We start from the raw sequence: 25692 nt of genomic DNA, 5'->3' as shown, positions 1-25692 counted from the left end.
ATTCGCTAAACGAAAAAAAAATCCTCCTATCCTGGAGGAAGATAAAACAATTTGCTGCCGATTCAAATGAGCCGGATCTTTTTTAGCTGCTGGAAACTCAGGGCGTTGTTCCGGTCGTTGTTGAGGGCATCGCGTTATTCGGAAGCGCCGTCCCACTGGGTTCTTCAGCTGCAGGCTGAGTCGGCTCCGGACTGGTCGCCGACGGTGCGGTGGGTAGCGTCGAAGGACCAGGCGATACCCGGGAATTAGCGCCGGATTGAGCTGGCGTAGCTGCTTTGGGCTTTTTATCTAAATTAAAATAAGCCTCAAGAATCTTGCGGGCCACCGGAGCAGCCCCGCCGCTTCCGGAACCGCCTTGCTCAATATAGACAATCACGACAATCTCCGGTTTATTGGAAGGCGCATATGCGGCAAAGACCCCCGAGTTATCATAAGGCGGTTTTTGGACCGTACCGGTCTTTCCCGAGACCGGATATTTATCCAAAGGAAAGCCGCGAAACGCGTAAGCGGCGGTTCCTTCACTGATTACTTCCGAGAGGCCTTCCCGAACCGTAGCCATGATTTCCGTCGGCACGTTAAGTTCTTTAACGACCTTCGGTTCATTGGTCAAAACCACTTTCCCGCCAGGGGTGGTAATCTTGGAGACAAGTTGCGGATGATAGACTTTGCCGCCATTGGCGATCGCCTCATAAACCTGGGCCAATTGCAACGGCGTCACCGTCAGATAACCTTGTCCGATGCCGAAATGCAAGGTTTCCAAAGGATACCAGCGATCTTTAAACCGTTGCTTTTTCCAGTCAGTATCCGGTATAAATCCCTTGGCTTCGCCGGGATAGAGATTGAGCCCCGTCGCCTGGCCCAGGCCGAAATACCGGGCATATTTCGCTAATGTGTCAGGACCAATCTTCCGGCTCAACTCAGCCATAACAATATTGCAGGAGTTCTTCAGGCCTTCTACCACAGTTTGACTGCCATGACCGCCCCGCCGCTCGGAGTAGATCCAACATTTGAAGCGGCTGCCCCATACCGGATCGTAGCCACTGCAGTAAAAACGATCTTTCTCGTTGACCTTATGTTCCATTAATGCCGCCAGGACAGTGATGGGCTTAAAAGTCGAACCCGGTTGAAACTCCCCTTGGACCACCCGGTTACTGAAAGGATGCAGGGGATTATTATAGAGCTTCTGAGCGATTTCCGGCGTAATCACCCCCGTGAACAGGTTGGGGTCGAAACCCGGTTTACTGACCATGGCTAAAATATTGCCGTTTCGCGGATCCAGGGCGATCACCGCACCGGATTTGGCATTCCGCCATTGGCTGTTCTTTTGGAGATTCAAGAACTGATCGTCTAAGGCTTTTTCCGCTGCAGCCTGGACCTTCTGGTCAATGGTCAAATGGAGATTGTCGCCGGGGACCGGCTCTTTATTCTCCAGCAAACGCAGCGGACGGCCGTTGATATCAACCTCGTAAATTTTTCCACCGGCTACGCCGCGTAGATAATCCTCGTAAGTCCGTTCCAGACCGGTTTTGCCGATCAGATCACCCAACCGGTAATCTTTGGATTTCAGTTCATTCAGTTCCGATTCACTGATCTCCCGGATATACCCGAACAAGTGGCTGGCATATTCGCCGTAGGGATAATAACGGAGCGGGATATCGTCCACTTCCACGCCAGGCAAATCCAATTTCGCCTCAAGAATTTTGATGACCGTGGCCGAATCCAAATCTTTGCTGATGGGTATAAATTGATAAGGATTGCGGGGCCGCTTCGGATCGGGGCTCAATTTCGCCAGAAGTTCGTTCTCGGAGATCTTCAGGATCTTGCTCAGTAGCGCAATGACCTCCGGCTTATCTTTGACGTCTTCGGGGACAACGGAAACGGTGTGGGAGATCCGGCTGCTGGCAAGGATCTTCCCTTTGCGGTCGTAGAAAATGCCACGCGGCGCATTGATCCGGCTGACACGGGTTTGGTTGGCCCGCGATTTTAGCATAATCGTCGCGCCCTGCATGATCTGGAGAACCCAGAGCCGGACAAAGAGCAACGCAAAAATGATCAGCACCATGCCGGCGATGATTTTAAACTTGTGTTCCAAGTTTCTTGCTGCCATCTCTTCCACGAGAGTTAAGCCCCCAACGTCATGAATTACTCTGCTCGCTGATGAAATGTTCCGATTTAAACAGGAAATAGTAGACTAAAGGAGCCAGAACAGCATTGTAGGCCGTCTGAGGCAGAATATTGGATATAAACATTCCCCAGAGATTGTAGTTCGCCTTGAAAGCAATATACATAAGCCCTGAGAACGAATTGAAGATCAGTGTGCCAGCCAGCACGGCAACTACCGGGACCAGGAGGTTATCCTTAAAAATGTTCTTTTCCAAAAGACCCGCGCAGTATCCGGCCATCATTTTGGAGAGCGCCTCGATGCCGATGATCCCGCCGCTATGCAGATTCAGGAAGAATCCGGCCGCAAGCCCAAAGAGGAGGCCCTCGTCAGGCCCCCGTAACAATCCGTAAGAGATTACCAGTATTAAAATCAGATCCGGAACGACCTGGCCCGGCAGATTCAACTGCGCCAACCAGGTGGCTTGGATAGCCACGCCCAGAATCACGCTGATTGTTAAGATTGCAAAGCGCATTATTCTCCTCCTCCCGAAATCGGAGCCGGAGTCACCGGTAAATCCCGTTTGGTTTTGATCACGAAAATCATCTGCAATTTGCCCAGGTGTACGGCAGGTTTCAAAACCGCTTTGCTCGCCAGTTTATTGGCGCCCCTGCTGACCTGGATAACCCGCCCGATGCGGATGCCGCGCGGAAAGATCTCACTCGTCTCCCCGGTATAAACCAGATCGCCCTTTTTCAAGCTGCTGAAATACGTTTCAACAGCGGGTTTGACGGTGCACTCGCCTTGCAGGAAGCCCCCGCCGGTCACGATCACCAGGTCCTGGGTCCGATTCACGACACCGCCGACATTGTTTCCTTCGCGGGGGTCAGTAATCAGGATGACCTCCGCGGTATTGCTGCGGACCTCACCGATCCGCCCCACGACACCCTCGGGGTTGATCACGGCCATATTCTTGCCGATACCATCGGCCGCGCCTTTATTAATGATGATGGTATGATACCAATTGCTGGGATTGACGGAGATCGGCTCCGCCCCGATTAGCTCATGCGGCTGTGATTGCTGAAATTTCAAGGCCTCACGCAAGCGGTTATTTTCAGCCCGCAATTTATCGAGACCAGCTTGACGGGCCTTGAGGCGGCTGTTCTCCGCCCGGAGCCGATCATTGTCCACCTTGAGCCGGCTCAACCGGTTGACCGTGCGCCAGCTGTCGTCAATGGCGCCGCCGATCCGGTTAAAAACGCTCTCCAGCGGCGCCATGGCGGTATTAAAAAAATACTCGATCTTACCTTCACGAGGCCGTTCCCGGGAGGTCACAAACATACCCCAAGTTATAATCAGAATAATCAATGCCACCAATAAATAGCGGCGGTCCGTAAATAGATGCAACACGGTCACCCTTTATTGGAACATTTGCGATAGCGGGTTTTACACCGGGGCTCAAAATGCTGATAGTCCACCACTCGGTTGCGAACCGGTTTTGCGCCTCGATTGTAGAACCATATCCATCGCAAATGCCTGTATTATGCCATTTTCCGGTTGGAGATCAACACCCGCTTTAGATCCTGATAATTCCGTTCCAAGGCCATTCCGGTCCCCCGGGCCACACAGGTCAACGGATCCTCTGCAATCTGAACCGGCATGCCGGTCTCTTCCATCAACAGATGATCGATGCCTTGCAATAACGAACCGCCGCCGGCCATGACGATCCCTTTATCGAGAATATCGGCGGCAAGTTCCGGCGGGGTTTTCTCCAGCGTCATCTTCACGGCTTCGACAATTCCCGAGACCGGTTCGGTCAAAGCTTCGCGAACTTCGTTGCTGGAAATCGTGATCGTCTTCGGCAATCCGGTCAATAGATCGCGGCCCCGGACATCCAGCTTTTGTTCGGGTCCCACCGGATAAGCGGATCCGATCTCCCGTTTGATATCCTCGGCGGTCCGTTCGCCGACCATCAGGTTGTAATGGCGTTTAATATAATGGCCGATGGCCTCGTTCATTTCATCGCCGGCGATCCGGATCGAACGGCTGGAGACGATTCCGCCCAGCGAAATGACTGCTACTTCGGTGGTGCCGCCGCCGATATCCACGATCAAATTTCCGGTAGGCTCTTCGACCTGCAGCCCGGCGCCAATGGCCGCCGCCATGGGCTCCTCGATTAAAAATACTTCTCTGGCCCCGGCCTGTAGGCCGGCATCCATGACCGCCCGTTTTTCAACTTCGGTTACCCCGGAAGGCACTCCGATAATCACCCGCGGCGAAAGGATCCCAATATTCTTGCCGGATTTGCTGATAAAGTAATGCAACATCTTCTCGGTGACGTCAAAATCGGCAATGACGCCGTCTTTCATGGGGCGAACCGCGATAATATTCCCCGGGGTGCGGCCGACCATCTGCTTGGCCTCGCTCCCCACCGCGAAGATATTGTTTGTATCTTTTTCAATGGCTACCACCGTCGGTTCCTGTAAAACGATCCCCCGGCCCTGGACATATACCAAGGTGTTGGCGGTACCCAAATCAATTCCCATATCCTTAGCAAAACGGCCCAATAGTGATTTAAACATTCGATAGATTCCTCCAGATCTTATTCAATTTTGTAGGTGGTTTATGTATTCAATCTGTCTTTTCGGGCTACAGCGAAAGTTATACAATACACAACGCTTGAATGCAGCGATGGTTTCAAGGTTTTCAGCATTCCAATTCATCCTGCAAAAGCCAGTCCGAAACTTTTGCCGTAGTATCAAGACAGGTGGCCGCGTTCTTTAAGACTAATATAACGATTATCGCCAAATATTACATGATCGATCACTGAAATCCCCAAAATTTCCCCGGCCTCGCGCAAGCGGGAAGTGAGCAACAGATCGTCTTTGCTGGGGGTCGGATCACCGCTGGGGTGATTATGAGCCAGAACTACGCCGGCACTGCTCATTTTAACCGCTTCTTTAAATACCTCGCGCGGATGTACCGGAGAGGAACTAAGGATCCCGATCGCCGTGGTCTCGATTTTTAAGACTTGATTTTTGGTATTCAAGTGCACCACTTTGAAATGCTCCCGGTCAAGATCCTGAAAACTTGCTTTCAAAAGATCGAATATATCCTGCGGATTCCGGATGGCGGGTTGCTGAACCGGGTTGCTGGTCAATACCCTGCGTCCCAATTCAAAAGCGGCTTTCAACTGCACCGCTTTGGCCGGACCGATCCCGTGGCAATGGGCAATCTCGGCTACCGAAGCTTTGGCCAGGCCCCGTAAATCCTTATAAGTGGCAATCAACTCCTCCGCTACATTAATGGCGGTTCGATTGGCTGAACCGGTTCGCAAAATAATCGCGATCAATTCCGCCGCCGCTAAATGCTCCGGGCCGTTATGAATCAACCGTTCCCGGGGGCGTTCCTCCAGTGGCAAGTCTTTGATCGTTGGCCGGTTTTCCACGCAACCACCTCACCAAATTGCGACTCCCATTTCGGCTAAAACCGCCGCCAAGCGGCTCAGCGGCAAACCGACCACATTAAAATAGCAACCTTGTATCTGTTCCACCAGCAAGGCGCCTTTACCTTGAATTCCATAAGCACCGGCTTTGTCGAGCGGTTCTCCGGTGGCGACGTAGCTCTGGATCTCAGCGGTTTGGAGCCGCCGAAAGGTCACCTTCGTCTCTTCCGCGAAAAGCCGGACGTTTCCTTCGGGAACCTCCAGGCAAGCCACTCCGGTGAATACCGAATGTTCTTTGCCGCTTAATGCCGTAAGCATCGCTACCGCCTGCGCCGGATCCTCGGGCTTGCCGAGGATCACTCCTTCGGAAACCACCACGGTATCGGCACCGATTACAATTCCTTCTTTTAGCGATGCTGCGACTTGCCCGGCTTTATGCGAGGCCAGGCCGATCACATATTCCCGCGGCGTGACGGAGGCCGGGGGAGGCTCTTCTGCGAACTGGCTCGGAATTATTTGAAAATCCACCCCGATCTGGCGCAGCAGTTCCGCCCGGCGGGGTGACGTTGAAGCGAGAATCAAAGGTTTCATCATTATAACCGCCGATAGATAAAGAAGGCGACCGCCACTCCCAAGATTGTGGCCAGATTTAAATTGACTTTAAAACCGAAGGTCAGTGAAAAAGCATCGGCCAGATGCAGCGTTTGCGGCGTCATATTGGCGGAAGCCCCCACTGCCATGAACGGAAGATAAGGCCGTAAAATCTGTCCCAGAATCGTCCCGAAGATGAACCCGATCAGCAATAAGATAACCAGCACCAACCAATGCGCGCGCCCGGAACGACCCAAAATCATGTCACCATCCATATTGTTTTGGGTTAATGATTCCACAATCCACCACGAAAATCCTTTTGTTTTTCCGAATTCTCGGTAAATTTATCTGGGATTTAAGGAAAAAAACTGACAGAACCAAAAAAACGCCGGGTCCATGGATTTTTTGAGCTGTGATTTCCATGGCCGCGCGAGAGCGCCACATAACACAACGTACTGATTATAAAGCAAATCGCCGGTAGGATCCACCGACGATTTTTTCCATGGATTGCTTCATGGCTCGCTTCTCCAAGTCGGGTCCGTCTTGCTTCCGGAACCGCCGCTCAGCATCAGCCAATCGTAAGTATCCGCCGTTTTGCCGGGAATGAATTTCACGCCATAGATATCGATCCTGGTATCATAGATTATCGCGGTGCTGAAAAAGAGCCAGAAATCTCCCGCCTCATCTTTGCACCAGCCCGGATGCCGATGGTCGCTCATCTTTGCCGAACCGAAATCAGCCGTGACCTGTTGCACCGCATGGTCCTCCATGCGGATCACAAAGATATAACGCGGGCCTTTCGGTTCATTTCTGGCGTCAAAGGCAAGATACTCTCCATCAGGACTCCAGCAGGGGTTGCCCGGGTCCAGTTTGGCCGGCAACGCCCGTTTGTCGCTCAAGCCGGACCCAGTGAGTTTGGCCACCCACAACTGATTGCTGTTGATATATGCCACCCAAGTGCCCGAGGGGTTAATCGCCGGCTCATAACCCTCGGTCAATTCGACGGGGCCTGACACCGCACTCCGCGTCGGAACCGACGTCGACAAACTGTATTGATAGATTCTCCCGGTTGTATTCCGGGTGGAATGGAAGATCAATATCTTTCCGTCTTGATCCACCGTCGGCTGGTTATCGGTTTTGCCACTACTGCAAAGAGCCTGGGCCGGACTGCCCGCCTGATAAAGATATAAATCCTCTTCGTTTTCGGAATTGGCATTCGAAGTAAAGATCATCGCCGTGCTTGAGACCGGAACCGGCTCGCCTTCGTGGCTCGGATAGTCGACCAGTTGGGTGACGCTCCGGGACGCCAGGTCAAGCTGGTAAATATCCCGGTTTCCACTTCGGTCACCGCTGTAAAGAATGGCTCCTTGCAACCTGATATTGCTGGTGAGATAGATATCTTCCACCGGCCGCCCCACATAATGGACGGTAAAATCGGCAGTCGGATACCACTGCCTCTCCAACCGCATCGCATAGTCACCCGGCGGCAAATCCGCTATCCGGACCAAGCCCGTACGATCCGTCTGCAGATGGTAATCGCCGATGCTGACCGCTACCCCCGAGATTGGCTCCCGGGTCTGGGAATCGATCACCTTGAATTGAAACTCGCCGCTCCGGGGGCCCGGTTTTTTGAGGCAACCCGCCGCCAGGATCGCCACTAACGCCCCCAGCGCCAAATATTTTCGGTTTAATAAAAAGAAAGAAGTCATGACGGAATGATTCGCCTGACCCCTTTGAAATTCCTGTATGTTCTTTCCATTTTTTAAAGAATTTAACCATAAAATCTCATATTTTCTGTGGCGGGATCATTCCATCAGGCCTTGCGCCAGATCGTAAATCAGCGGAACGCGAAAATAATCCCCTTGCCAACACCGGATGGCCAGTAGCAGTTCAAAAACTACCCAAACCATGACTCCCAGTCGCAGCAGAAGCGGGCCGATGAATGGAATCAGCCTCAATAGGGGACCCGCCACCAGATAGATTACAGTCCCGCAGATCCCCAAATACAAGGCTTGATAGCCATGATACCGGATGAAGCGCTCTTTGCGCAGGCGGGTGCCGACCATCAATAGGCTTACCGGCCAGACCGGATAGGAGATTGCCATCAGGAAGCGCAGTTCCGGATCCAGGTTTTCCATATACACCCCTCCAGTGATATATATGAAGGGTTCACCGGAAATATTTATCCTTCGCGATAAGGTGAAAAAAGTTAAGGAGTAGTGCAAAATCCGGCTGGCGGCTCGTGAAACGGTTGCGACATCGTTGGCTTCTTAAATTTTAGGGCCCGTTTCAAAAAAGCCTTTCTCCGGCGTCTCATAGTTTCCGGATCATGCTTCGCAGTGTGACCAGGATTCGAGCCGGCGCGGAGACCTGATACAGGTAGGTGGAATCGATTTTTTCGGCCCTTGCGTAGCTGGCAAAGAGGTGACGGTCGTCGGCCGCGATCCGGCCGAAGAATTCATAGCTGGTGACGGCCGCGCCATTCTGATAAATAAAGGAGGTGGGATCCACCACGACCCAACCCAATCCCGGCAAATAACTTTCCGCCCAAGCATGGGCATGGGGCGCGAGATCGGTCTCCGTATAACCGACCTGTCGGGGAGCGAAACGATATCCCGCCACAAAACGGGACGGAACTCCTGCCGCCCGGCAGAGGGCGATATACAGCAGGCTGAAGTCGGTACACAATCCCCGCTTGCGTTGGAGGGTCCGCACCGCGCTATGCTCGGCCTGTACCTGGGGGTCATACGTCAGGTTGGAATTGACATAGCTGAATAGTTTCCGCGCTTTCTCCAGTTGGGTCGAACATCCTTGGGTCAGTGCGGCGGCCAAAGCCTTGAGTTGCGGATCGCCGCTTTCGATGCCCCGCTCCGCCCTCAGGTAAGCGGGGTCTCCCCAATCCGAGCCGCCGGAACGCTCCAGGTGATATTCGATGGCGGAGTTAAAAAAGGTGTAGACGAATTCCACCCGGAGCCGTCCCAAGCGGGGCAGCGACGCCAGAACCAGGTCGGCGCTCAGCCCATCGGCCGCTTTACGCAAACGCAGCTCCCGTGAGGCGGGAGTGAAAGTAAAAGAACGGAGCGTTTGGTATGGCGGGAGATGCTCCGTCATCAGCAAGGGGACTTGAATCTTGACATTCGTCGCCGGTCCGCCCCGGTTGACGACCTCCAATACCAGCCGGACCCGGTAGCTCTCATAGCTGTCCAGGCTGAAGATGCTCAAAGCTTCGGCGCAGGGCATCAGCAGCACCGCCACGAGCAAGGCGAAACCGAAATAAATATGGATCGGTAGCGTTTTTTGATTCATTCCAAGTTTTGCGTCTCTTTCCAAAGAGTTGTGCTAAACCCGGCGAAAAAGCCGGCGGGTCACAACCCATTTTGCAAGCTGATTTTCGATTGAAAAGACTTTATCACATGGCTTCTAAAAGCGTTGTGATAAACCCTGTCCGAAGGCCAGGGTGAACACAAAAGCTCAGAGAAGCAAGTGATAAAGTCGTTTATAAACCTTTTTGCCTTCTGATTTCCGATTCAAAAGACTTTATCACATGGCTTCTAAAATTGAACTTCTCCGAACCATAAATGATCCAAGTGCCAAATCGAAAAATGATTCCGTAAAATTTATTCCCGGATACTACAAACTATGCATCCCGCCCTATGCCTTGCCGGAGCATCAAGTTGTGTTTCAATGTAAATATCTGTTAACGGCCTTACCGATTATTCTAGGCAAATCGGGTCATTTCCTTCTTTACACTCTCTTCCATGCCCTCCAAAAACGAAGCCCCTCACCGAATCCTAGCTCCGTTTTTCAAATAGCTCATGGATTCACAAAAAGGCTCTTTCATCCACAAAAAGAGCTTGTTGGGCGACTAAAAGAGCTCTTTCATTCACCAAAAGAGATCCATTATTCACAAAACGATCCTTTTCAGTTCCTCAACCCGATCTCTTATCCACAAATCACGCTACTACTGAGTAAAAGGAGGCGGTTCCCACCGCCTCCCGGAAAACTATTGAACCCACTTGTAAACAAAACCGCTGCTCGACGGGAGCGTAAAATGGGGGAATAATCCGGCCGTGGTGATCGTTTCCGGGGCCTCCGGCGAATTGGTGCCCAGGGGCGGGAGATCATTCACCCGGTCAATATCGGCCAGCTTCGCCCACAGGCCGGGTGTTCCGAAATCGATCTCCAAATCCACATCGTAGGGTTCGAAATTGAACAATACCACCAGTTGTTCGTAGGGAACCTCCGAGGGCTTGACACGCCAGCCGATGACGAGCCGTCCTTTGCCCCGTTCCAGCCAGGGTCCGGCGATAAATTGAAACCTCCCTTCGCCGATAAGATCGGACCCGGAAAGCTTCAAACCGGGGTAACGCCGCCGCAGTTGAATGAGATGGCTGGCCCATTGATAAAAGGAATGCTTTTTCAGGTCCGAGGGCCATTCGAACTGCACCCGGTTGCGGGGCCGGTCGACTCCGAATTCCTGGCCCATATAGATCATCGGCTGGCCTAGGGCCATGATGGTGGCCATCAATCCCAGCCTGGCCTTGCGCTCTTTGGCCGGCTCGGTTTGGAGCGCCGGACCGTCGGTGGCGACTTCATAGGCCATGCTGTTCTCGTCGTGGCTTTCGCAATAGTTGATCACGTTGTTGGTATGCGCGGCATAAAAGTTGCGGCAATAGTAAAAAACATCTCCCAAATGCTCCGGATTGTTGGTGACCCAATCCTGATAAACTCCCTCCCGGAGCAATGCTTTCATTTTGTCGTGAAACGGGTCGCACCACTGGGCAAAGCCGTTCCATCCCTGAAGATTGAGATCCGGCTGGTTGGGTAGATTCTCAACGATCAAAATCGCGTCCGGTTTAAAACCGCGGCCCCGGATCTCATACTCCAGATGGCGCAGAAAATTGTGGTCCATCCAGTCGGAATGGGTCGCGTCAAAACGGAACCCGTCGACCCGGTACTCTTTGAGCAGCAATTTGCAGACATCGATCAGGAAGTTCTGAACCTCCTCCCGCTCCGTCGCTACTTTATTGCCCCAAGGAGTGCTGCCGCTGAAATAAAAACCGCCGGGATTGCCGTCCAGGATGCTGTCCCATAAGGGGTTGAAAGAATTGGCGGTATGGTTGAAGACCAGATCCATCAGGATCGCCAAGCCGTGGCCATGGGCGGTGTCCACCAGCTCGCGAAGGTCATCCGGCGTTCCGAAGTCCCGTTCGATGGCGGCGAAACCGCATGGATCATAGCCGAGCGCCGTCGGTCCCTGCATCGAGGGGGCCTCGGAGGTGGGCATGAATCCCAGGGCGGTGACCCCCAGCTCCTTGAAAAAGCCATTGCGGATGCGGCGGATGACTCCTTGGAATTTGCCTTGTTCCGCTGCTGGAATGTCGGCATCCCCTTCGGTAAAGCCGTAGATGTTCATTTCGTAAATGATCAGGTCGGCGATGTCCGGCGTCTGCCAATCGACGCTCCGCCAGTGGTAGCGAGTAGGGTCCACCACCCGGCAGGGATTGGTGGTGATATCCGGGCCGTAGCAACGGGTCAGGGGATCGTGCAGGTACTTTTGAGGGCGGCGGCTGCCGTCCTCCAGGGGCACCCCTCCCATCACGAAGAATTGATACTCCAGTTCCTCCAAAGGCTGGCGGGGCTGATAATGATAAACCCACAGATTGGGAAGATCATAGTAGCCGCGGTACAGTTCCAGCGGCAAAAACTGTTCCGGACGGGGATCGGAATGGCCCGGGCATTGCCAGTTATTAAAATTCCCGACCAAAAAGACCTGCGCGGCCCGGGGATGAAACAGCCCGAAAAGAATCGAGCCGTCCCGCAAAACATTGGCGCCCAGCAAAGATTTTTGCAACCCCGGCCGTTTGCCGGGCGCCGGGGGAATGCCGTCGCGCAAGTAAGCGACATCGGTCTCCGGCAGGTATAACCCCTCGGGAACCAAATGCTGAATCCGCTGATAGAACTGATCGATGTGTCCCCGAGCCGTAGCCGGCCGGACCGCATAAACCTCGGCCCGCTCCGGCAGGCACCAGACTTCTTGGCCGAGATATCCGGCGTAAAAACGCTCCATCCCGGGATCGCCCGGCAGGTTTAAAAATTTAAAATGAAACGAACTCAAACCGTTGCGCGGTTTAAAAACGATCCCGTCCTCATCCCGGGCGACCGGATCGAAACGTTGCGGCGAAAATCGGTAATCATGTTGATGCCAGAGTTCCAGCCGGACTCCGGCGGGATTCGGGTGGCGCAGGTGAATGGTGACTTCCATAATCTCACTCCTGTAATCGGATTCGCATCGGTATTTTTGCCCAAATCACCAAAATCAATGAGCGCCATTCGCCCCAGGGCAGGGCGCTGAACGACGAGAAAAAACCGGAGCGCGTTGCGCTCCGGCCCGATGATCATTGATCATTCAAACTTATCTCATTCGCTCAAAACTGTTTCCCGCCGCGCCGCCGGAAATAACCGACCGGTCCGGGCTTGCCTGCCGTCGGCCGTTTGGGCGCTGAAGCCTGGGGGATGGGATCGGCCATCGTCATGGGAAAAGGGTGATCCTCGACCACCCGGATGGGTTGCGCGATTAATTTATGAATATCCTTCAGATATTCCTTTTCTTCCTGATCGCAAAAGGAGAGCGCCACCCCGCTCAAGCCGGCCCGGCCGGTCCGGCCGATCCGGTGCACATAGGTCTCGGGCACATTGGGAAGATCGAAATTAATGACGTGCGATAACTCTTCCACGTCGATCCCCCGCGCCGCAATGTCGGTCGCCACCAGGACCCGCGTCTGCCGGGACTTGAAATTATTCAACGCCCGTTGCCGGGAGGTCTGCGATTTATCGCCGTGAATGGCTTCGGCCTGCACGCCCGATTTGTTCAGATAGCGGGTCAATTTATCGGCTCCGTGCTTCGTCCGGGTGAAAACCAGCGCCGAAAGGATGGCGGGGTCTTTGAGCAAATGGACCAGCAGGGATTTCTTGTTTTGCTTATCCACGAAATACAGCGATTGGTCAATGGCGTCCACCGTCGAAGAGACCGGAGTCACCGCCACTTGGACCGGGTCGATCAGGATCGTCTGAGCCAGCTCCGCGATCTCCCGGGGCATGGTCGCTGAGAACAATAGCGTTTGGCGGCGGGACGGCAGCTGGGCGACGACTTTTTTGACGTCATGGATGAAGCCCATGTCGAGCATGCGGTCGGCCTCATCCAGCACAAACAGCTTGATGTGGTGCAGATTGACAAATTTCTGGTTCATCAGGTCGAGCAGCCGGCCGGGTGTGGCAATCAAAATGTCCACCCCGGCTTTCAAGGCATCGGTCTGACTGTTTTGGGATACGCCGCCGAAAATCACCGTATGCCGCAAGCCGGTGTGCCGGCCGTACGCGGCAAAGCTTTCCCCGATCTGAATCGCCAGTTCCCGGGTGGGAGTCAGGATCAAGGACTTAATCACCGGCTTCCTTTTGGCGTCGCCCGCCGCCTCGCCGTGCAACAACTGCAGGATGGGAATGGCGAAAGCGGCGGTTTTGCCGGTCCCGGTCTGGGCGCAACCGATCAGATCGCGGCGCCCCAGGATCAATGGGATCGCCTGTTCCTGGATGGGCGTGGGTTCGGTGTATCCTTCCGTTTTCAAAGCTTTCAGTATCGGGGGGATCAAATGTAAACTTTCAAATGACAATGATAGATGCTCCTTATTTTTTTATATAAAGTCTCGAACAACCATTTTTCGCTCAATGTCTGTCAGCACAGTTCCTTGATATTCTTGCTTCTCTTGCAAATGCTATACCCCGCGCTTCTTTCAAGACGCAGACTTTCCAGAGTCGTAGGCTATCCGCCATGGGATGCAAGGACTGCCACGCTACTTCGAAGAAAGGAATCTTCGAACGGTTTTAATCTTTCCCGGGAGTTTTATTGTCCGGCCGCGAACAGCTCCCAAGCTTTTTCTGCGACCCTTTTCCCTAATAAGCGGGCCCGCCGCTGCTGCCACTCATCGCCGTCTTTGATAGTCACCGCTCCGTAATGGGTAATCGGCCCTGCTTTAGCGCACCCCGCGGAGTAGACCAGCATGCCGCGGATCAGCATATGGCCGATGAGTCCCAGTTCCGCGACATCGGCTCCGCCGCCCAAATAGTTCTCGGTCGCAAATACGCTGCCCAGTTTCCCTTCCAGATCGATTTTGGTCGTGTCGAACCACTTCTTCATCTGCCAGGAAAATGTCCCGTAATACGTGGGGCAGCCGAAGATGACCGCCTTGGCTTCGTTGATGAATTCCTCATCCAGTCGGCCGATGCTCATCGCCGCTACTTCAATCGCTTCGCTGATCTTAGCCCCTTCGGCAATCAACTGGGCCACTTTTTTGGTGTTGCCGCCCTGGGAGTGGTAGATGATGGCGATCTTCATCCGCTAACCTGCTTTCTGCTTTTGCCAGTTTTGGATCTCGATGAAATTCCCTTCCGGATCGGTGGCGTAGACAAAGGTCAACTGTCCCAGCTCCGGATAGTCCTGCCGGATAATCGGCCCCAGCGTTGCGCCGCCATGGGCCAGCAATTTCGCGGTCAGTTCTTCCACTGAATCGACGTGAAACGCCAGATGTCCAAAACCCTGGTCGTTGATGCGCGGCGGTTCCGGGCGCAGATTCTCGGGAGCATAGGTAAAAATCTCCAGAGTCGGACCGTTTTCATAACCCGGCAACCTCAGGTGAATGCCCCGAATGTGCACCCCGTCGATCCCGGTGGCTTGCTCAAGCCAGGATCCGGAAAGATCGCGCTCGGGGTAAAGGGGTTGGCAAGCGAAGACATCGATATAAAACTGGGCCAGTTTCCGCCAATCTTTGGCGATCAGATTCGTATGGACATACCGGATTGAATCCATGACGACGCATCGCTCCGTTTCGTGATTTGTTTGCATCCGCTTGATTCAGAGAATTGCATAATTACCTTAACGAACCCCGTGGCCACAATATATAGTGCAAAGCCTAAATATATCTATCAATATATTGTGGACCAAAGATTATTTGATAAATTATGCAATTCTCTCGATTATGTATCAATATACCAAAAACAGCACCGCTTGCATGAAAACTTTCAGTTAACAAAATCCGGTCCCTTGCCTGTCATCAGGCACGGAGAGTCGCGCTCACGGTCACGATCCCGGTGATTACCAATAAACCCAAGACAATGCTGCGGAATATGCGTTCATTGATCCTCCGGGCCGCGACCATGCCCAGGCCCATGCCGGCGAGGAGTCCGGGCAGCATGGGAAAACTGTGACCGAAAACGTCCGGGTCTATGACCCGGCTGAATAAAAACGAGCCGATGGTCACAATATTCGTAATCACTGCATAAGCTGTCAGATTGGCCCGAAACTCCCCTTTGGAGCTATCCTCGTTCGCCAGGAACAGCACAATGGGCGGTCCGCTCATCGAGATGCTGCCATTAAAAAAACCGCTCAAGAAACCGGCCATTCCGCTGGAGAGCGTCCGGTGGCGCAGCTTGACCTTGAAACCAAAAAACATGGCCAGCGCGGTCAAGGTGATCAACATCCCCACCGTGGCTTTCAAAAGGTTGGAGTCCAGCAACTGCAGGGCTACGATGCCGAAAGGGATTCCAACCAGGCCAAAAATGGTAATGATCCGGATTTCCCCCAACCGGACCTGCTTTCGCGTCTCCCAAAAGATAAACAGGTTCGTCACCAAGCTGAGGATAACGACCAGGGGCACCACCGTTTTTAGGGGGATAAAAAAGGCCAGGAGCGGCACGGCAATCAGCGCGAACCCAAAGCCGGTAATTCCTTGAATCAATCCGGCCAAAAAAATGATGAGCGATTCCCAAAGTAATGGTGTCATGACTTACATAACCATCCCGCCATCAACCGGAATCACCTGGCCGGTAATGTATCGCGCCAGATCCGAAACGAGAAACAGCGCTACATTGGCCACGTCGTCGGGTTGGCCATACCGGTTCATGGGAATTTGGGCCAGCGTTTTGGCCGCAACTTCGGGAGCAAGCACCTCCGTCATATCCGATACAATGAAACCCGGAGCGATCGCATTCACGTTGATCCCGCGCTCCGCCAGCTCCCGGGCGGTAGTTTTGGTGAGGCCGATCAAGCCTGCCTTGGAAGCGGAATAATTGGCCTGGCCCACATTGCCGGTCAATCCGCTCACACTGGCAATATTCACGATACTGCCGGAATTCTGCTTCAACATTTGTTTGGAAACGAGCTTGCTGCAGAGGAAGGCTCCGGTCAGATTCACCCGTAAAACCAGCTCCCAGTCTGCCATTTTCATCATCATCAGCCGGGCGTCCCGGGTGATCCCGGCGTTGTTGACCAGAATGTCGATGCGGCCAAAACGCTCGACGACCGCCTTGACAACCGCTTTGGTGGATTCCTCCTTCGCCACGTCATGGCCCAGAGCAAGCGTCTCGACCCGAAACCGCTCACCAATGGCCGCGGCGGTAGTTTCCGCCATGGCCTCATTGATATCGGTGGCCACAATCTTTGCTTGTTCCGCCGCCAGTTTTTCGGCGATGGCCCGTCCCAGCCCGCGCGCGCTGCCGGTCACCAAAGCCACTTTTCCTTTCAATCCCAAGTCCGCCAATGCTATTTCCTCCTATTCTCCAACCATTTTTGGCCGAAGTCGACCGCCGCTCTTTGCCGAAAGAGCTTCGATTCGGCCAGGCCGATAGAACCGATGCCGACCGGATGTTGAAGTTCAAAATCGGCTCCCAATTCATCGAACCGGTCCGTATTCAACTCGATATCCTCATATTCCCGCCAAACCCTCCGGCCGGCTTCGATAATCGGCGCGCCGGCCTTGATATATTTTCGGCGGGCGGTCCGGTATTCCGCGAGATGAAATGAGGTGTTGCTATGATAGGCCACGCCCAGCAGCAATACCCAGCCGTCCAAATCATAGATCCGCGCCAGCGGGGAATCCTCTCCCAGGGAGTAATCGATGGAATGGTTTTCAGTAATGGCCTCCGCATCCTTTCCCCAAGCCGTAAAGGATACTGCCGGATGGAAACTGCGCACGACATTCGGGAACTTGCGAAACGTTTCGGCGATCGCTCCCATTCCTCGGGTCGGCGTGATCTCCGGCTGGTACGCCGGCATGGTGTTGCGAATCGGCTCGAACCAATCCGGCGGCACCGGCGGATTCTCCCAGTAACGGGGGTCCGAGTAATCGCCGGAATGGGCGGGCATTACCAGGGTGCCAGCGCCGGTCAACGTGGCCATCAGTGCTTGAATCACCGCGACCGGGCCGCCGCAAACCCAGCCCATGGCGCTCAATGAAGCGTGAACGATCAGGACCATCCCTTTTTGGACACCGAGTGCCTCAAAGTCACTTTGAAGGCTTTCGATAGTATTGATCCGCTTGGTTCTCCGGATTGCTTCGGCCTCGCCCATTTTACACCTCGTCAATCGATGTCGCAATCAGTATGCCGGACATTTGAAGGTGACTTCCCATATGCGTAGAATCGATTTCCTTTCTTTACAATTCGACCTCTACCGCTTTCTTCCTGCTCATTTCAGGCCTTATCCGTTAACCCGTCCATTCTAGAAGCCATGTGATAAAGTCTTTTGAATCGGAAATCAGAAGGCAAAAAGGTTTATAAACGACTTTATCACTTGCTTTTCTGAGCTTTTGTGAATACCCCGACCTTTCGGACGGGGTTTATCACAACGCTTCTAGAAGCCATGTGATAAAGTCTCTTTCACTTCGATTCGACCTGCAAAAGGATATTAAAACCGACTTTATCCCTTGCTTCTCTGAGCTTTTGTGTTCACCCCGGCCTTCGGACAGGGTTTATCACAACGCTTCTAGGGCAAGCATCGCGTAATTTTCCCCATCGCTTCTACCATAGTCCACGCGGCGAACTCCGCCGGAGCCGTGCCTGGTTACCCGAATTACGCCCAGATAAAAAGCCTCTATCCAAATTTGGTTAGAGGCTTTGCATTCTTTCCGTGGAAGGAATGTTATACAATCTTGGTCGTCCAGTCCTCCACATTCCAGACATCGGTTACCCAATCTTCATAAAACTCCGGCTCATGACTGACTACGACCACCGTTCCCCGGAACTCCCGCAGGGCCCGCCGGAGTTCCTCCTTGGCGTCCACATCCAGATGATTGGTGGGTTCGTCCAGCACCAGCCAGTTGATCTCCTTCAACATCAGCTTACAGAGACGGACCTTGGCATTCTCCCCGCCGCTCAGGACCATCATCTGGCTCGCAATATGTTCCCGGGTCAGTCCGCAGCCCGCCAAAGCGCCCCGGACTTCGGCGTTGCTCAGGCCGGGAAACTCGTTCCATACTTCTTCGAGCGCCGTCTGATGATTGTAACGTCCGGCCTCCTGCTCGAAATAGCCGGGCAACACAAACTGATCCAGCCTCACCTCTCCCGCCACCGGGCGCTGGATCCCCAGCAAGGTCTTGAGCAAGGTCGATTTGCCGAGGCCGTTGACGCCTTTGATGGCTACCTTCTTGCCGCGCTCCAGGATCAGATTCAAGGGCTGGGTCAGCGGTTCCTCGTAGCCGATCACCAGATCGACGGCTTGGAAGATATTCCGGCCGGGCGTGCGGCCCTCGCGGAATTTGAAGGCCGGTTTCAGCTTCTCCCGGTCTTTGGCGATGAGCTCCATCTTGTCGAGCTTCTTCTGACGGCTCTTTGCCAGGTTGGCCGTAGCCGCCCGGGCTTTATTCCGGGCCACGAAATCCTCGAGCCGTTCGATCTCCTTCTGCTGCTTCTCATAGGCTTTCTGATTCTGGACCTTTTTCAGCTGATGCATCTGTACAAAGGCGTCGTAATCTCCGGTGTACCGGGTCAGCGTGGCGTTCTCCACATGATAGATCACATTGACAACCTTGTTCAAAAAGGAAATATCGTGGGAGACCAGAATAAAAGCATTTTCATAATTCTGCAGGTAGTTCTGGAGCCAGCGGATGTGATTCTCATCCAGGAAGTTCGTGGGCTCATCCATGATCAGGATCATCGGATTCTCCAGCAATAACTTGGTCAGCAGGACCTTGGCCCGTTGCCCGCCGCTCAGATCGGCGACATCCCGGTCCAAGCCGATCTCCCCCAATCCCAGGCCGTTGGCGACTTCCTCGATCTTGGCGTCGATGCTGTAGAAACCGTTATGCTCCAAGGTGCTCTGAATCTCGCCCACATCTTCCATCATCGCGGCCAAGTCGGCCTCGGAAGCCTCGGCCATTTTCTCGTAGATCCCCTGCATCTCCGCTTCGAGATCGAACATGTGCTGAAATGCCTCCCGCAGCACTTCGCGGATGGTCTTGCCCCGGGTCAGCGCGGTATGCTGATCCAGGTAGCCGGTGGTGATCCGGTTGCACCATTCGATCCGTCCTTGGTCGGGATTGAGTTCCCCGGTGATGATGCGCAGAAAGGTCGATTTCCCCTCGCCGTTGGCTCCCACCAGCCCCACATGCTCGCCCTTGAGCAGCCGGAAGGAGGCATTGGCCAGGATCTGGCGGCTACCAAAGCCATGGCTGACATTCTCGACTGTTAAAATACTCATTTTACCTCACGTTGTCCTATCATCTTTACTTTGTCCAAGTCAATCATTACGGCGAGCTCTTTCCCTAGGATGCCTGCGTCTGATCAATTCCGAGCTTGCACAGCTCGGCGAGAGCCTCCTCCACTGCGGTAAATTCAATCGCCTGCATCCCAATAGCCCGGGCAGCTCGGACATTAGCAGCGTTGTCATCCAGGAAGACCAATTCCTCGGGACGCATCTGCAGATAGTCCATAACCGTCTGGTAAGCCTGGGCTTCCGGTTTGCGGGTGCCGATCTCGTTGGAGGCGAAGACATATTCCAGGTCCCGCAATGTTTCTTCATAAGCGGCCTTGAAGAATGGCACATGGATTGCATTGGTGTTGCTTAATGCGACTACGCGGTAATGTGATTTTAAAGCGCGAATCAATCCGGTGACGCCAGGGACCTCGCCGACAAAAATGGCATTCCAACCTTGCTCCAACTGCGCGTCGGTTAAGGGCAGATCATAGGTCTGACGAATATGGGCCAAGAATTGCGCCGGAGCCACTTCGCCCCGTTCAAACGCATCATGAACCTCGTCAAAACGGAACCGGGCATAAATCTCTCGCCAATCTAGCCCGGATTGTTCCCCCCAGTTTTGAAAGATCCGCTCCGGGAGGATGCGGATCAGTACGTTCCCTAAATCGAATACAAAAGCGCGAATCATGTTGAATATCTCCTTTCAGATCTGGAATTCCCGACTGTCAACAGCCGGGACCGTTAACCGCGTTCAATGACTCCATTTATCCACAGGAACAGATCACCTATCCACAAAAAGAGCTTGCCGAGCGACTGAACAAGCTCGCTTATTCACAAAATGAGCTTGCTGAACGACTGAGCGAGCTCTCTTATCCACAAAAAGAGCTTGCCGAACGACTGAGCGAGCTCTCTTATTCACAAAACAAGCTTGCTGAACGACTGAGCGAGCTCTCTTATTCACAAAATGAGCTTGCTGAGTGACTGAGCAAGCTCTCTCATTCACAAAACAAGCTTGCTAAACGATTGAGCAAGCTCTCTCATTGATTATCGCAAATCTCCTTTTGAAGGGCAACTGCTTTCTGACTTTTATTGTACAAGATTTGAGCCGTTACGAATATTTCAAACCTGCTGGCGAACGACGGATTCGGCCGGACGAAACAACTATCTCCATGGGCAAAGCGCCACGGCAATCTTAAAGGCTGCCCATGCTTGGCGCAGCAGCCTTCATTGCGGGATCCCAGGTTAGTCGAAGCCGGGAAAACCGGCGGGCGCTCCGACTACCTCATGATGGAGTACGATCGGATCGGCAATCAGGCCGAACTTCCGGTCCTCCGGATAATCCACCGCGATTTGCGGATCGGGACCGGCAAAAATCCGGATCGCCTCCCAATTGTCCCAATAAGACACCATAAAGAAATGCTCCCAACCATCCCGCTCCCGGCTGTGAATATAAGACCCCCGGTTGCCGGGTATCGCCTGAGTTTCAGCCACGCCGGTCCGAAGCAGATAGTCCCGGAAAGCCTCGCCTTGAGCGGCCGGCACCACACCATGCCATGATCGGACAATCATTGATGCGTCTCCCTTCGTTCACGCGCTCCGTTTTTGGGGGGGTCACCGTCATTTCCGTTCCAATAACGCCTTGATATCGTCGTCGGTCAGAGCGGAGTAGCGGTTTTTGAGGATCTCCACGACCCGGTTGATATAGATCTGTTCGAGCGTCTCCGGGTTATTGACGGTTCCCCGCAGCTTAATCGGACGGAACAGCAATGGACGTTGGCGCCCTTTTTCGATCTGCTCGAAGGCCTTGCCGGAGAAGAGCAGGTTGATGAACTTCCGGATATCGACTTTGGCCAGATTCTTCATCTTTTCGCTGGTGAAATCGATCATCTGGCTCATGGTCATCTCTTTGTTCTCTTTATATTCATCGATCAGAAACTTGGAAATGGCCAGCCGTTTTTCTTTATTCTTCTGGAAACGGATGTTCTTGGCCAAAAAGGCCTGGGCTTCTTCTTTCAAGTTAGTCCGCTTGTTTTGCGGAATGTCCACGTCATTGAGGTAAACCAAGAGCAAGCCGTCCTTCTCTGTCTGATCGACCCGGTTGACCAGATTGCCGAGGAATGAATTGATAAACTTTTTGAATGAGGAGAACCCCAGTTTCTTCTCGGAGAAGGAAGGGTCCAACCGCAGCAGATCCTGCTTTAGCGTTGCCAACAAGACCGGCTCATCATTATTGCGGTTACGGATATAACGGATCAATAACTCCCGCCCATAGGAGATATCCCGCTCCTGCACCAAGTCGGAGGATAACGAATTTGCCTCCGGCTTGCCGATTAACTCTTCGAGCGATTTGAATTCGGCACTGTTATTCTTGACCAGGTTGCCCACACTGTGATCGAAACCGATGCTGATCACTTTGATCCCCCGGGCCCGGACCCGCTGGATCAATGGCACAAAGTCGGTGTCGCCGGAACCCAGCACGATGGTGTTGATGGTCTCGAATAACTCCAAATTTTCCATCACATCGATGGCCAGCCGAACATCGGAGCCATTCTTGCCCTGAAGATTAGTGGCCGGCAAATGGACCAGCTCGAAACCTTGCTCCATCAGTACGTTTTGATATTGGGAGAATGTGTCTTTGGACCAGTCGGCATACGCTTTCTTAATGCAAACATTTCCCTGAGTCGTGGCATAATCGACAATCGGCTGCATCACCAGAGGTTTATCCTTGGAGGGATATACCTCTTCGGCGGAGATCGCCAGATTTTCGAAATCCAGATAAATTGCGACTTGTTGTTCTTCCATTCATAACTCCTTTGTCTTTTCATTTCAGCTTAACACCGGCAATTCCGCTGTCAGGGGAGACCCGTCATTTCGTCGCTCCGAATCTTGAAAGAATAGCCTCATGATAGTCGGCGCTCCGGCGAGAAATTCTTTAATGATCCCGATACGCTTCGGTCCTCTGTCATCGCCTATCGGGAGCCTGTTCCCTTTATTGTGCTCCAAAGGCTGTTGCCAGACTCATGAATTTCCCGAAACGCCGCAATTCCCGGCAACCTGCAATCTGAGCGGTTCATTTCCAAGCCCGGTCCGGGCCGACCGGACTTATTCTCTCCCGTTCCATTGCAAGTAGATCGCATAATTTTCCGCATCGAAGCAGACCAGCATCACTGCTTCCAAATTTCGATCTTGCCGTAGAAAGTCCCCAATCTCCCGTAGAGCGATCCCAGCGGCCAATTTCTTGGGAAAACGGTATACTCCCGTACTGATATTCGGAAATGCGATGGTCTTGACAGCGTGGTCCACCGCCAATTTCAGACTATTCCGATAACAAGCGGCTAGTAACTCAACCTCATTCTCTCCGCCGCCGTTCCAAACCGGGCCAACCGTATGGATCACATATCTCGCCGCCAGTCTGCCGGCAGGCGTAATGACCGCCTCCCCAGTCGGGCATCCCCCTTGGACGTTGCGAATCCTTCCACAGGCCTCGCTCAGCTCCGGACCCGCGGCCCGATGGATCGCTCCGTCTACTCCGCCGCCGCCCCATAGTCCACGGTTCGCCGCATTGACAATCGCATCCACTTTGAGCCGGGTAATATCCCCCTGTATCAGCTGAATCCGTTCATCCAAGGATTTCAAGCGCACTGCAGATCACCTCGCCTCAGCCACACCCATGATTATACCATTTCGGATGCAATCCGCCAGCCTCGATTTGTTAAAACCCGACAGTTCTTTGGGTTATAGCATAAGAATCATGCCAACCGCTGCTTTTTTGCGCGCCGGCATAGCTTCAGGATTACAAACTTCCCAGGCTCGGAAGGAGCAAATCCGGCCCACAGTAAAACCCGGCCGCGGTCCTGTTCGGCGGAGGGATTGGTCTCCGCGTCGCATTTCACAAAGAATGAGTCAGCCGCAGTCGTTCCTTGGAACGCCTGTTCCTCGTACAATTGTTGCATAAAAGCACTGACTTGCTCCCGGAGTTGCTCCCAGAGTTTTTCATCGTTCCACCTGTCGGAGACCCATTCCGTGCCGCGATGCAAACTCTCCTGAATCATGAAAGACAAGCGGCGCGCCGCAATGGAACGCCAGTTGGAATCGGAGGCTTCCGCCTGGATAGTCGTTCTGGAACCGGCAATGACCGTTCCAAACTCCCCGAATTTGCGCAGGCCATTGATGCCCAACGAATTTAAAAAAGCCGCCTCTTCATCGCTGAGGCTGTATCCCAAGCCCATCACTCCCAGCAGCGGCAATTCGCCGCCGCAGGGTTCGGACCAGACCTGATGATTGAAATCGTGCCGGGCAAAGGCCCCGGCAATCGTTCCACTGGGTCCAATCAAGCGATGCAGGTTCATGTTCAAGGGATCGACAATCTTCAAACGGGGGAAAAAGCTAATCACATTCGGATGGCGCAATGATTCGTGTTCCGCCAACCAGCGTTTGACCCCATTGGGTTCGACGAGCTCCGGCGGCAGATCAAACAGCAGCATTCCGCGCCGGCTCTGACAGTATTGGCGGATCGGAGCCAGGGCCGACTGCAGTTCCCAATCGGGCAAATGACTGAGCGCCGGGATACAAAGCAGATTAAAAAGATCAACCGCATCCAAGGCGAAGATTCCAGTCCCGTCCGCACTGTTGCCGACGATGTCCGACGCCCGGCTGTCCCGTCCGACCCGGACGAACCACGCTTCCCTGCCGCCATTCTTGAAAAATTGCGAGACTGCGTACCCTGCCTCCACGGCAGGGTTAAAATCACCGAAGACCGTTAGAAAATCGGCAATACCCGTTAAACGGACCGCCCGGTTTAAAGGACCGTCCTGCGTGATGCCGATAAACGCGCCGATTCCGGTCGGGGCTTTTTGAATGGTTGGAAGTTCGGCTCCAGTTTCCAAATGAAGAGCCGGTAAAGACTCCGCTTGTCTCAACATTTTTTCACTTCCTCATCCCTTAAAATCAGAGTTCCAAATCGTCAAGCTTGAGCTTTTGGAGCAGTGTCCAATTGCTCTGACTCAATCGTTTTTAAAAGCGTTGTGATAAACCCTGTCCGAAGGCCAGGGTGAACACAAAAGCTCAGAAAAGCAAGTGATAAAGTCGTTTTTTAGTCCATTGAAAGGATGATTTCTGAATTAGAGGACTTTATCACATGGCTTTTAAATCGCCTGACAAAAAACCGGCTTTGCTGGGTGCCGGTTCAACGGAAAATATAATAAAGCCAAATTCGAGAAAATTCTGCTTGTGTACTTAAGAGACCAAACCCCGGCTACCCAGCCGCTCCAAAACCGCCGCGCCTTGAAGTTCACGCAAGGCATCCCCCGCAATCCACCGGGCACTCTGATTCTCCATTTGCTTGAGCCGCAGCGCAACGACGATCGCCTGCTCGTTTAGGTACTCATTCCGCTTGCCAATCTTCCGTAAAGCCCAACTCAGCGCTTTTCTGACGGCGAGCCGGTTATCCGTCGCTTCTTTCTCGATCAGCGGCAAAAAGGCCAGGAAATGCGCATCCACCATCTGTCTCCCGTTCATCGCCAAGCGGGCCATCATGACAAAACCAGCGCGCTTGACGAACTCTTCCGGACGGGAACTCCACTCGACCGCTTTGGAATAAGCCAAGCAGGTCTTTTCAAACAGATTCATACAGGTCTGATCACAGAGTTCCTGATCCGCAACGGCAGCGAGCCATTTTTCCATCAACTCCACGGTTACCTGGTCGGGATCGGCAATCATTCCGGCCAACAGCCGGGTCTCCCGGATCTCGATCTCCCAAAGCCGTTGTGCCAGGAGATGATTCCGACCGATTGCCCTTGCCAGTTTTCGCAACGTAGGGATGGAAACTCCATAAGCGCTCCGCGTCGTCAATCCGGCCCGGACCCCTTCCTCGGCTCGCGGAACGGCCGCCACCTTTAGATTTTTGAGAACTTCATCCAACCCCATTCTCGCTCTTGCCATCAGCTTGCTCCTCTCTCCCAAATTTTACTTTAAAATCAAAAGCGAAACGTGCTTAACGCGAACTCAGGTCAGGAATGAAACATTACAATA

General features: G+C 53.4%; 24 protein-coding genes. All 24 read right to left on the bottom strand.

Annotated features, from left to right (window positions below):
- Window positions 1–97: 97 nt before the first annotated feature.
- The 24 genes from mrdA to EDC14_RS08700 all read right to left on the bottom strand — a co-directional run bounded on the left by mrdA (window position 98) and on the right by EDC14_RS08700 (window position 25602).
- Entirely contained in the window at window positions 98–2107 is a 2010-nt protein-coding gene (gene mrdA, locus EDC14_RS08815) for a penicillin-binding protein 2 (RefSeq protein ID WP_132013919.1), read from the bottom strand.
- A 28-nt stretch (window positions 2108–2135) separates the two neighbouring features.
- Window positions 2136–2636 (bottom strand): rod shape-determining protein MreD, encoded by a 501-nt coding sequence (gene mreD / locus EDC14_RS08810; protein WP_132013918.1) that lies wholly within the window; start codon window positions 2634–2636, stop codon window positions 2136–2138.
- The gene (mreC, locus tag EDC14_RS08805; protein WP_132013917.1) at window positions 2636–3508 is read right to left on the bottom strand and encodes a rod shape-determining protein MreC; all 873 of its coding nucleotides are present in this window, start codon (window positions 3506–3508) and stop codon (window positions 2636–2638) included. Before mreC ends, mreD begins: the two co-directional genes overlap by 1 nt.
- Before the next feature lie 134 nt (window positions 3509–3642).
- Window positions 3643–4683 (bottom strand): rod shape-determining protein, encoded by a 1041-nt coding sequence (locus EDC14_RS08800; protein WP_132013916.1) that lies wholly within the window; start codon window positions 4681–4683, stop codon window positions 3643–3645.
- A gap of 176 nt (window positions 4684–4859) precedes the next feature.
- Window positions 4860–5549 (bottom strand): RadC family protein, encoded by a 690-nt coding sequence (gene radC, locus EDC14_RS08795; protein ID WP_132013915.1) that lies wholly within the window; start codon window positions 5547–5549, stop codon window positions 4860–4862.
- A gap of 9 nt (window positions 5550–5558) precedes the next feature.
- Window positions 5559–6137: a Maf family protein gene (locus EDC14_RS08790; RefSeq protein WP_132013914.1), complete on the bottom strand. Its 579-nt coding sequence runs from the start codon at window positions 6135–6137 to the stop codon at window positions 5559–5561.
- 2 nt (window positions 6138–6139) lie between these two features.
- The gene (locus tag EDC14_RS08785; protein WP_165907898.1) at window positions 6140–6400 is read right to left on the bottom strand and encodes a DUF4321 domain-containing protein; all 261 of its coding nucleotides are present in this window, start codon (window positions 6398–6400) and stop codon (window positions 6140–6142) included.
- A gap of 249 nt (window positions 6401–6649) precedes the next feature.
- Window positions 6650–7846, bottom strand: coding sequence for a TolB family protein (locus tag EDC14_RS08780; RefSeq protein WP_132013912.1), 1197 nt, complete (start codon window positions 7844–7846; stop codon window positions 6650–6652).
- Window positions 7847–7942: 96 nt separating this feature from the next.
- Window positions 7943–8275, bottom strand: coding sequence for a magnetosome magnetite crystal formation protein family (locus EDC14_RS08775; RefSeq protein WP_132013911.1), 333 nt, complete (start codon window positions 8273–8275; stop codon window positions 7943–7945).
- Window positions 8276–8450: 175 nt separating this feature from the next.
- Window positions 8451–9443: a transglutaminase-like domain-containing protein gene (locus tag EDC14_RS08770; RefSeq protein ID WP_132013910.1), complete on the bottom strand. Its 993-nt coding sequence runs from the start codon at window positions 9441–9443 to the stop codon at window positions 8451–8453.
- A 697-nt stretch (window positions 9444–10140) separates the two neighbouring features.
- Entirely contained in the window at window positions 10141–12402 is a 2262-nt protein-coding gene (locus tag EDC14_RS08765; protein ID WP_132013909.1) for an alpha-amylase family glycosyl hydrolase, read from the bottom strand.
- 163 nt (window positions 12403–12565) lie between these two features.
- The gene (locus tag EDC14_RS08760; RefSeq protein ID WP_132013908.1) at window positions 12566–13807 is read right to left on the bottom strand and encodes a DEAD/DEAH box helicase; all 1242 of its coding nucleotides are present in this window, start codon (window positions 13805–13807) and stop codon (window positions 12566–12568) included.
- A 230-nt stretch (window positions 13808–14037) separates the two neighbouring features.
- Window positions 14038–14529: a flavodoxin family protein gene (locus EDC14_RS08755; protein WP_132013907.1), complete on the bottom strand. Its 492-nt coding sequence runs from the start codon at window positions 14527–14529 to the stop codon at window positions 14038–14040.
- 3 nt (window positions 14530–14532) lie between these two features.
- Window positions 14533–15000 carry a VOC family protein gene (locus EDC14_RS08750; protein WP_132013906.1) on the bottom strand — a complete coding sequence of 156 codons (468 nt, stop codon included), beginning with the start codon at window positions 14998–15000 and terminating at the stop codon, window positions 14533–14535.
- Between the two features lie 244 nt (window positions 15001–15244).
- Complete coding sequence (locus EDC14_RS08745; protein ID WP_132013905.1) at window positions 15245–15973, bottom strand: sulfite exporter TauE/SafE family protein; 729 nt, start codon at window positions 15971–15973, stop codon at window positions 15245–15247.
- A 3-nt stretch (window positions 15974–15976) separates the two neighbouring features.
- On the bottom strand, window positions 15977–16720 hold the full coding sequence (gene fabG / locus EDC14_RS08740; protein WP_243662864.1) for a 3-oxoacyl-[acyl-carrier-protein] reductase: 744 nt from the start codon (window positions 16718–16720) through the stop codon (window positions 15977–15979).
- 11 nt (window positions 16721–16731) lie between these two features.
- On the bottom strand, window positions 16732–17538 hold the full coding sequence (locus EDC14_RS08735) for an AAC(3) family N-acetyltransferase (RefSeq protein ID WP_132013903.1): 807 nt from the start codon (window positions 17536–17538) through the stop codon (window positions 16732–16734).
- A 570-nt stretch (window positions 17539–18108) separates the two neighbouring features.
- Window positions 18109–19665 (bottom strand): ABC-F family ATP-binding cassette domain-containing protein, encoded by a 1557-nt coding sequence (locus tag EDC14_RS08730; RefSeq protein ID WP_132013902.1) that lies wholly within the window; start codon window positions 19663–19665, stop codon window positions 18109–18111.
- A 64-nt stretch (window positions 19666–19729) separates the two neighbouring features.
- Entirely contained in the window at window positions 19730–20350 is a 621-nt protein-coding gene (locus EDC14_RS08725) for an HAD family hydrolase (protein ID WP_132013901.1), read from the bottom strand.
- A 554-nt stretch (window positions 20351–20904) separates the two neighbouring features.
- On the bottom strand, window positions 20905–21231 hold the full coding sequence (locus tag EDC14_RS08720) for an antibiotic biosynthesis monooxygenase family protein (protein ID WP_132013900.1): 327 nt from the start codon (window positions 21229–21231) through the stop codon (window positions 20905–20907).
- A gap of 48 nt (window positions 21232–21279) precedes the next feature.
- Window positions 21280–22464, bottom strand: a complete 1185-nt coding sequence (locus tag EDC14_RS08715; RefSeq protein ID WP_132013899.1) for an NYN domain-containing protein — start codon at window positions 22462–22464, stop codon at window positions 21280–21282.
- Window positions 22465–22764: 300 nt separating this feature from the next.
- On the bottom strand, window positions 22765–23289 hold the full coding sequence (locus EDC14_RS08710; RefSeq protein ID WP_132013963.1) for an O-acetyl-ADP-ribose deacetylase: 525 nt from the start codon (window positions 23287–23289) through the stop codon (window positions 22765–22767).
- A 122-nt stretch (window positions 23290–23411) separates the two neighbouring features.
- Window positions 23412–24584 (bottom strand): phage tail sheath family protein, encoded by a 1173-nt coding sequence (locus EDC14_RS08705; protein ID WP_132013898.1) that lies wholly within the window; start codon window positions 24582–24584, stop codon window positions 23412–23414.
- 313 nt (window positions 24585–24897) lie between these two features.
- A complete protein-coding gene (locus tag EDC14_RS08700; RefSeq protein ID WP_132013897.1) occupies window positions 24898–25602 on the bottom strand; it encodes a DNA alkylation repair protein in 705 nt (234 codons plus the stop codon).
- Between the last annotated feature and the right edge of the window lie 90 nt (window positions 25603–25692).

The sequence above is a fragment of the Hydrogenispora ethanolica genome (assembly GCF_004340685.1).
GTDB classification, from domain to species: Bacteria; Bacillota; UBA4882; order UBA8346; family UBA8346; genus Hydrogenispora; species Hydrogenispora ethanolica.
Note: the sequence above shows the minus strand (reverse complement) of the source record. Positions and strands in the feature narration are given on the sequence as shown.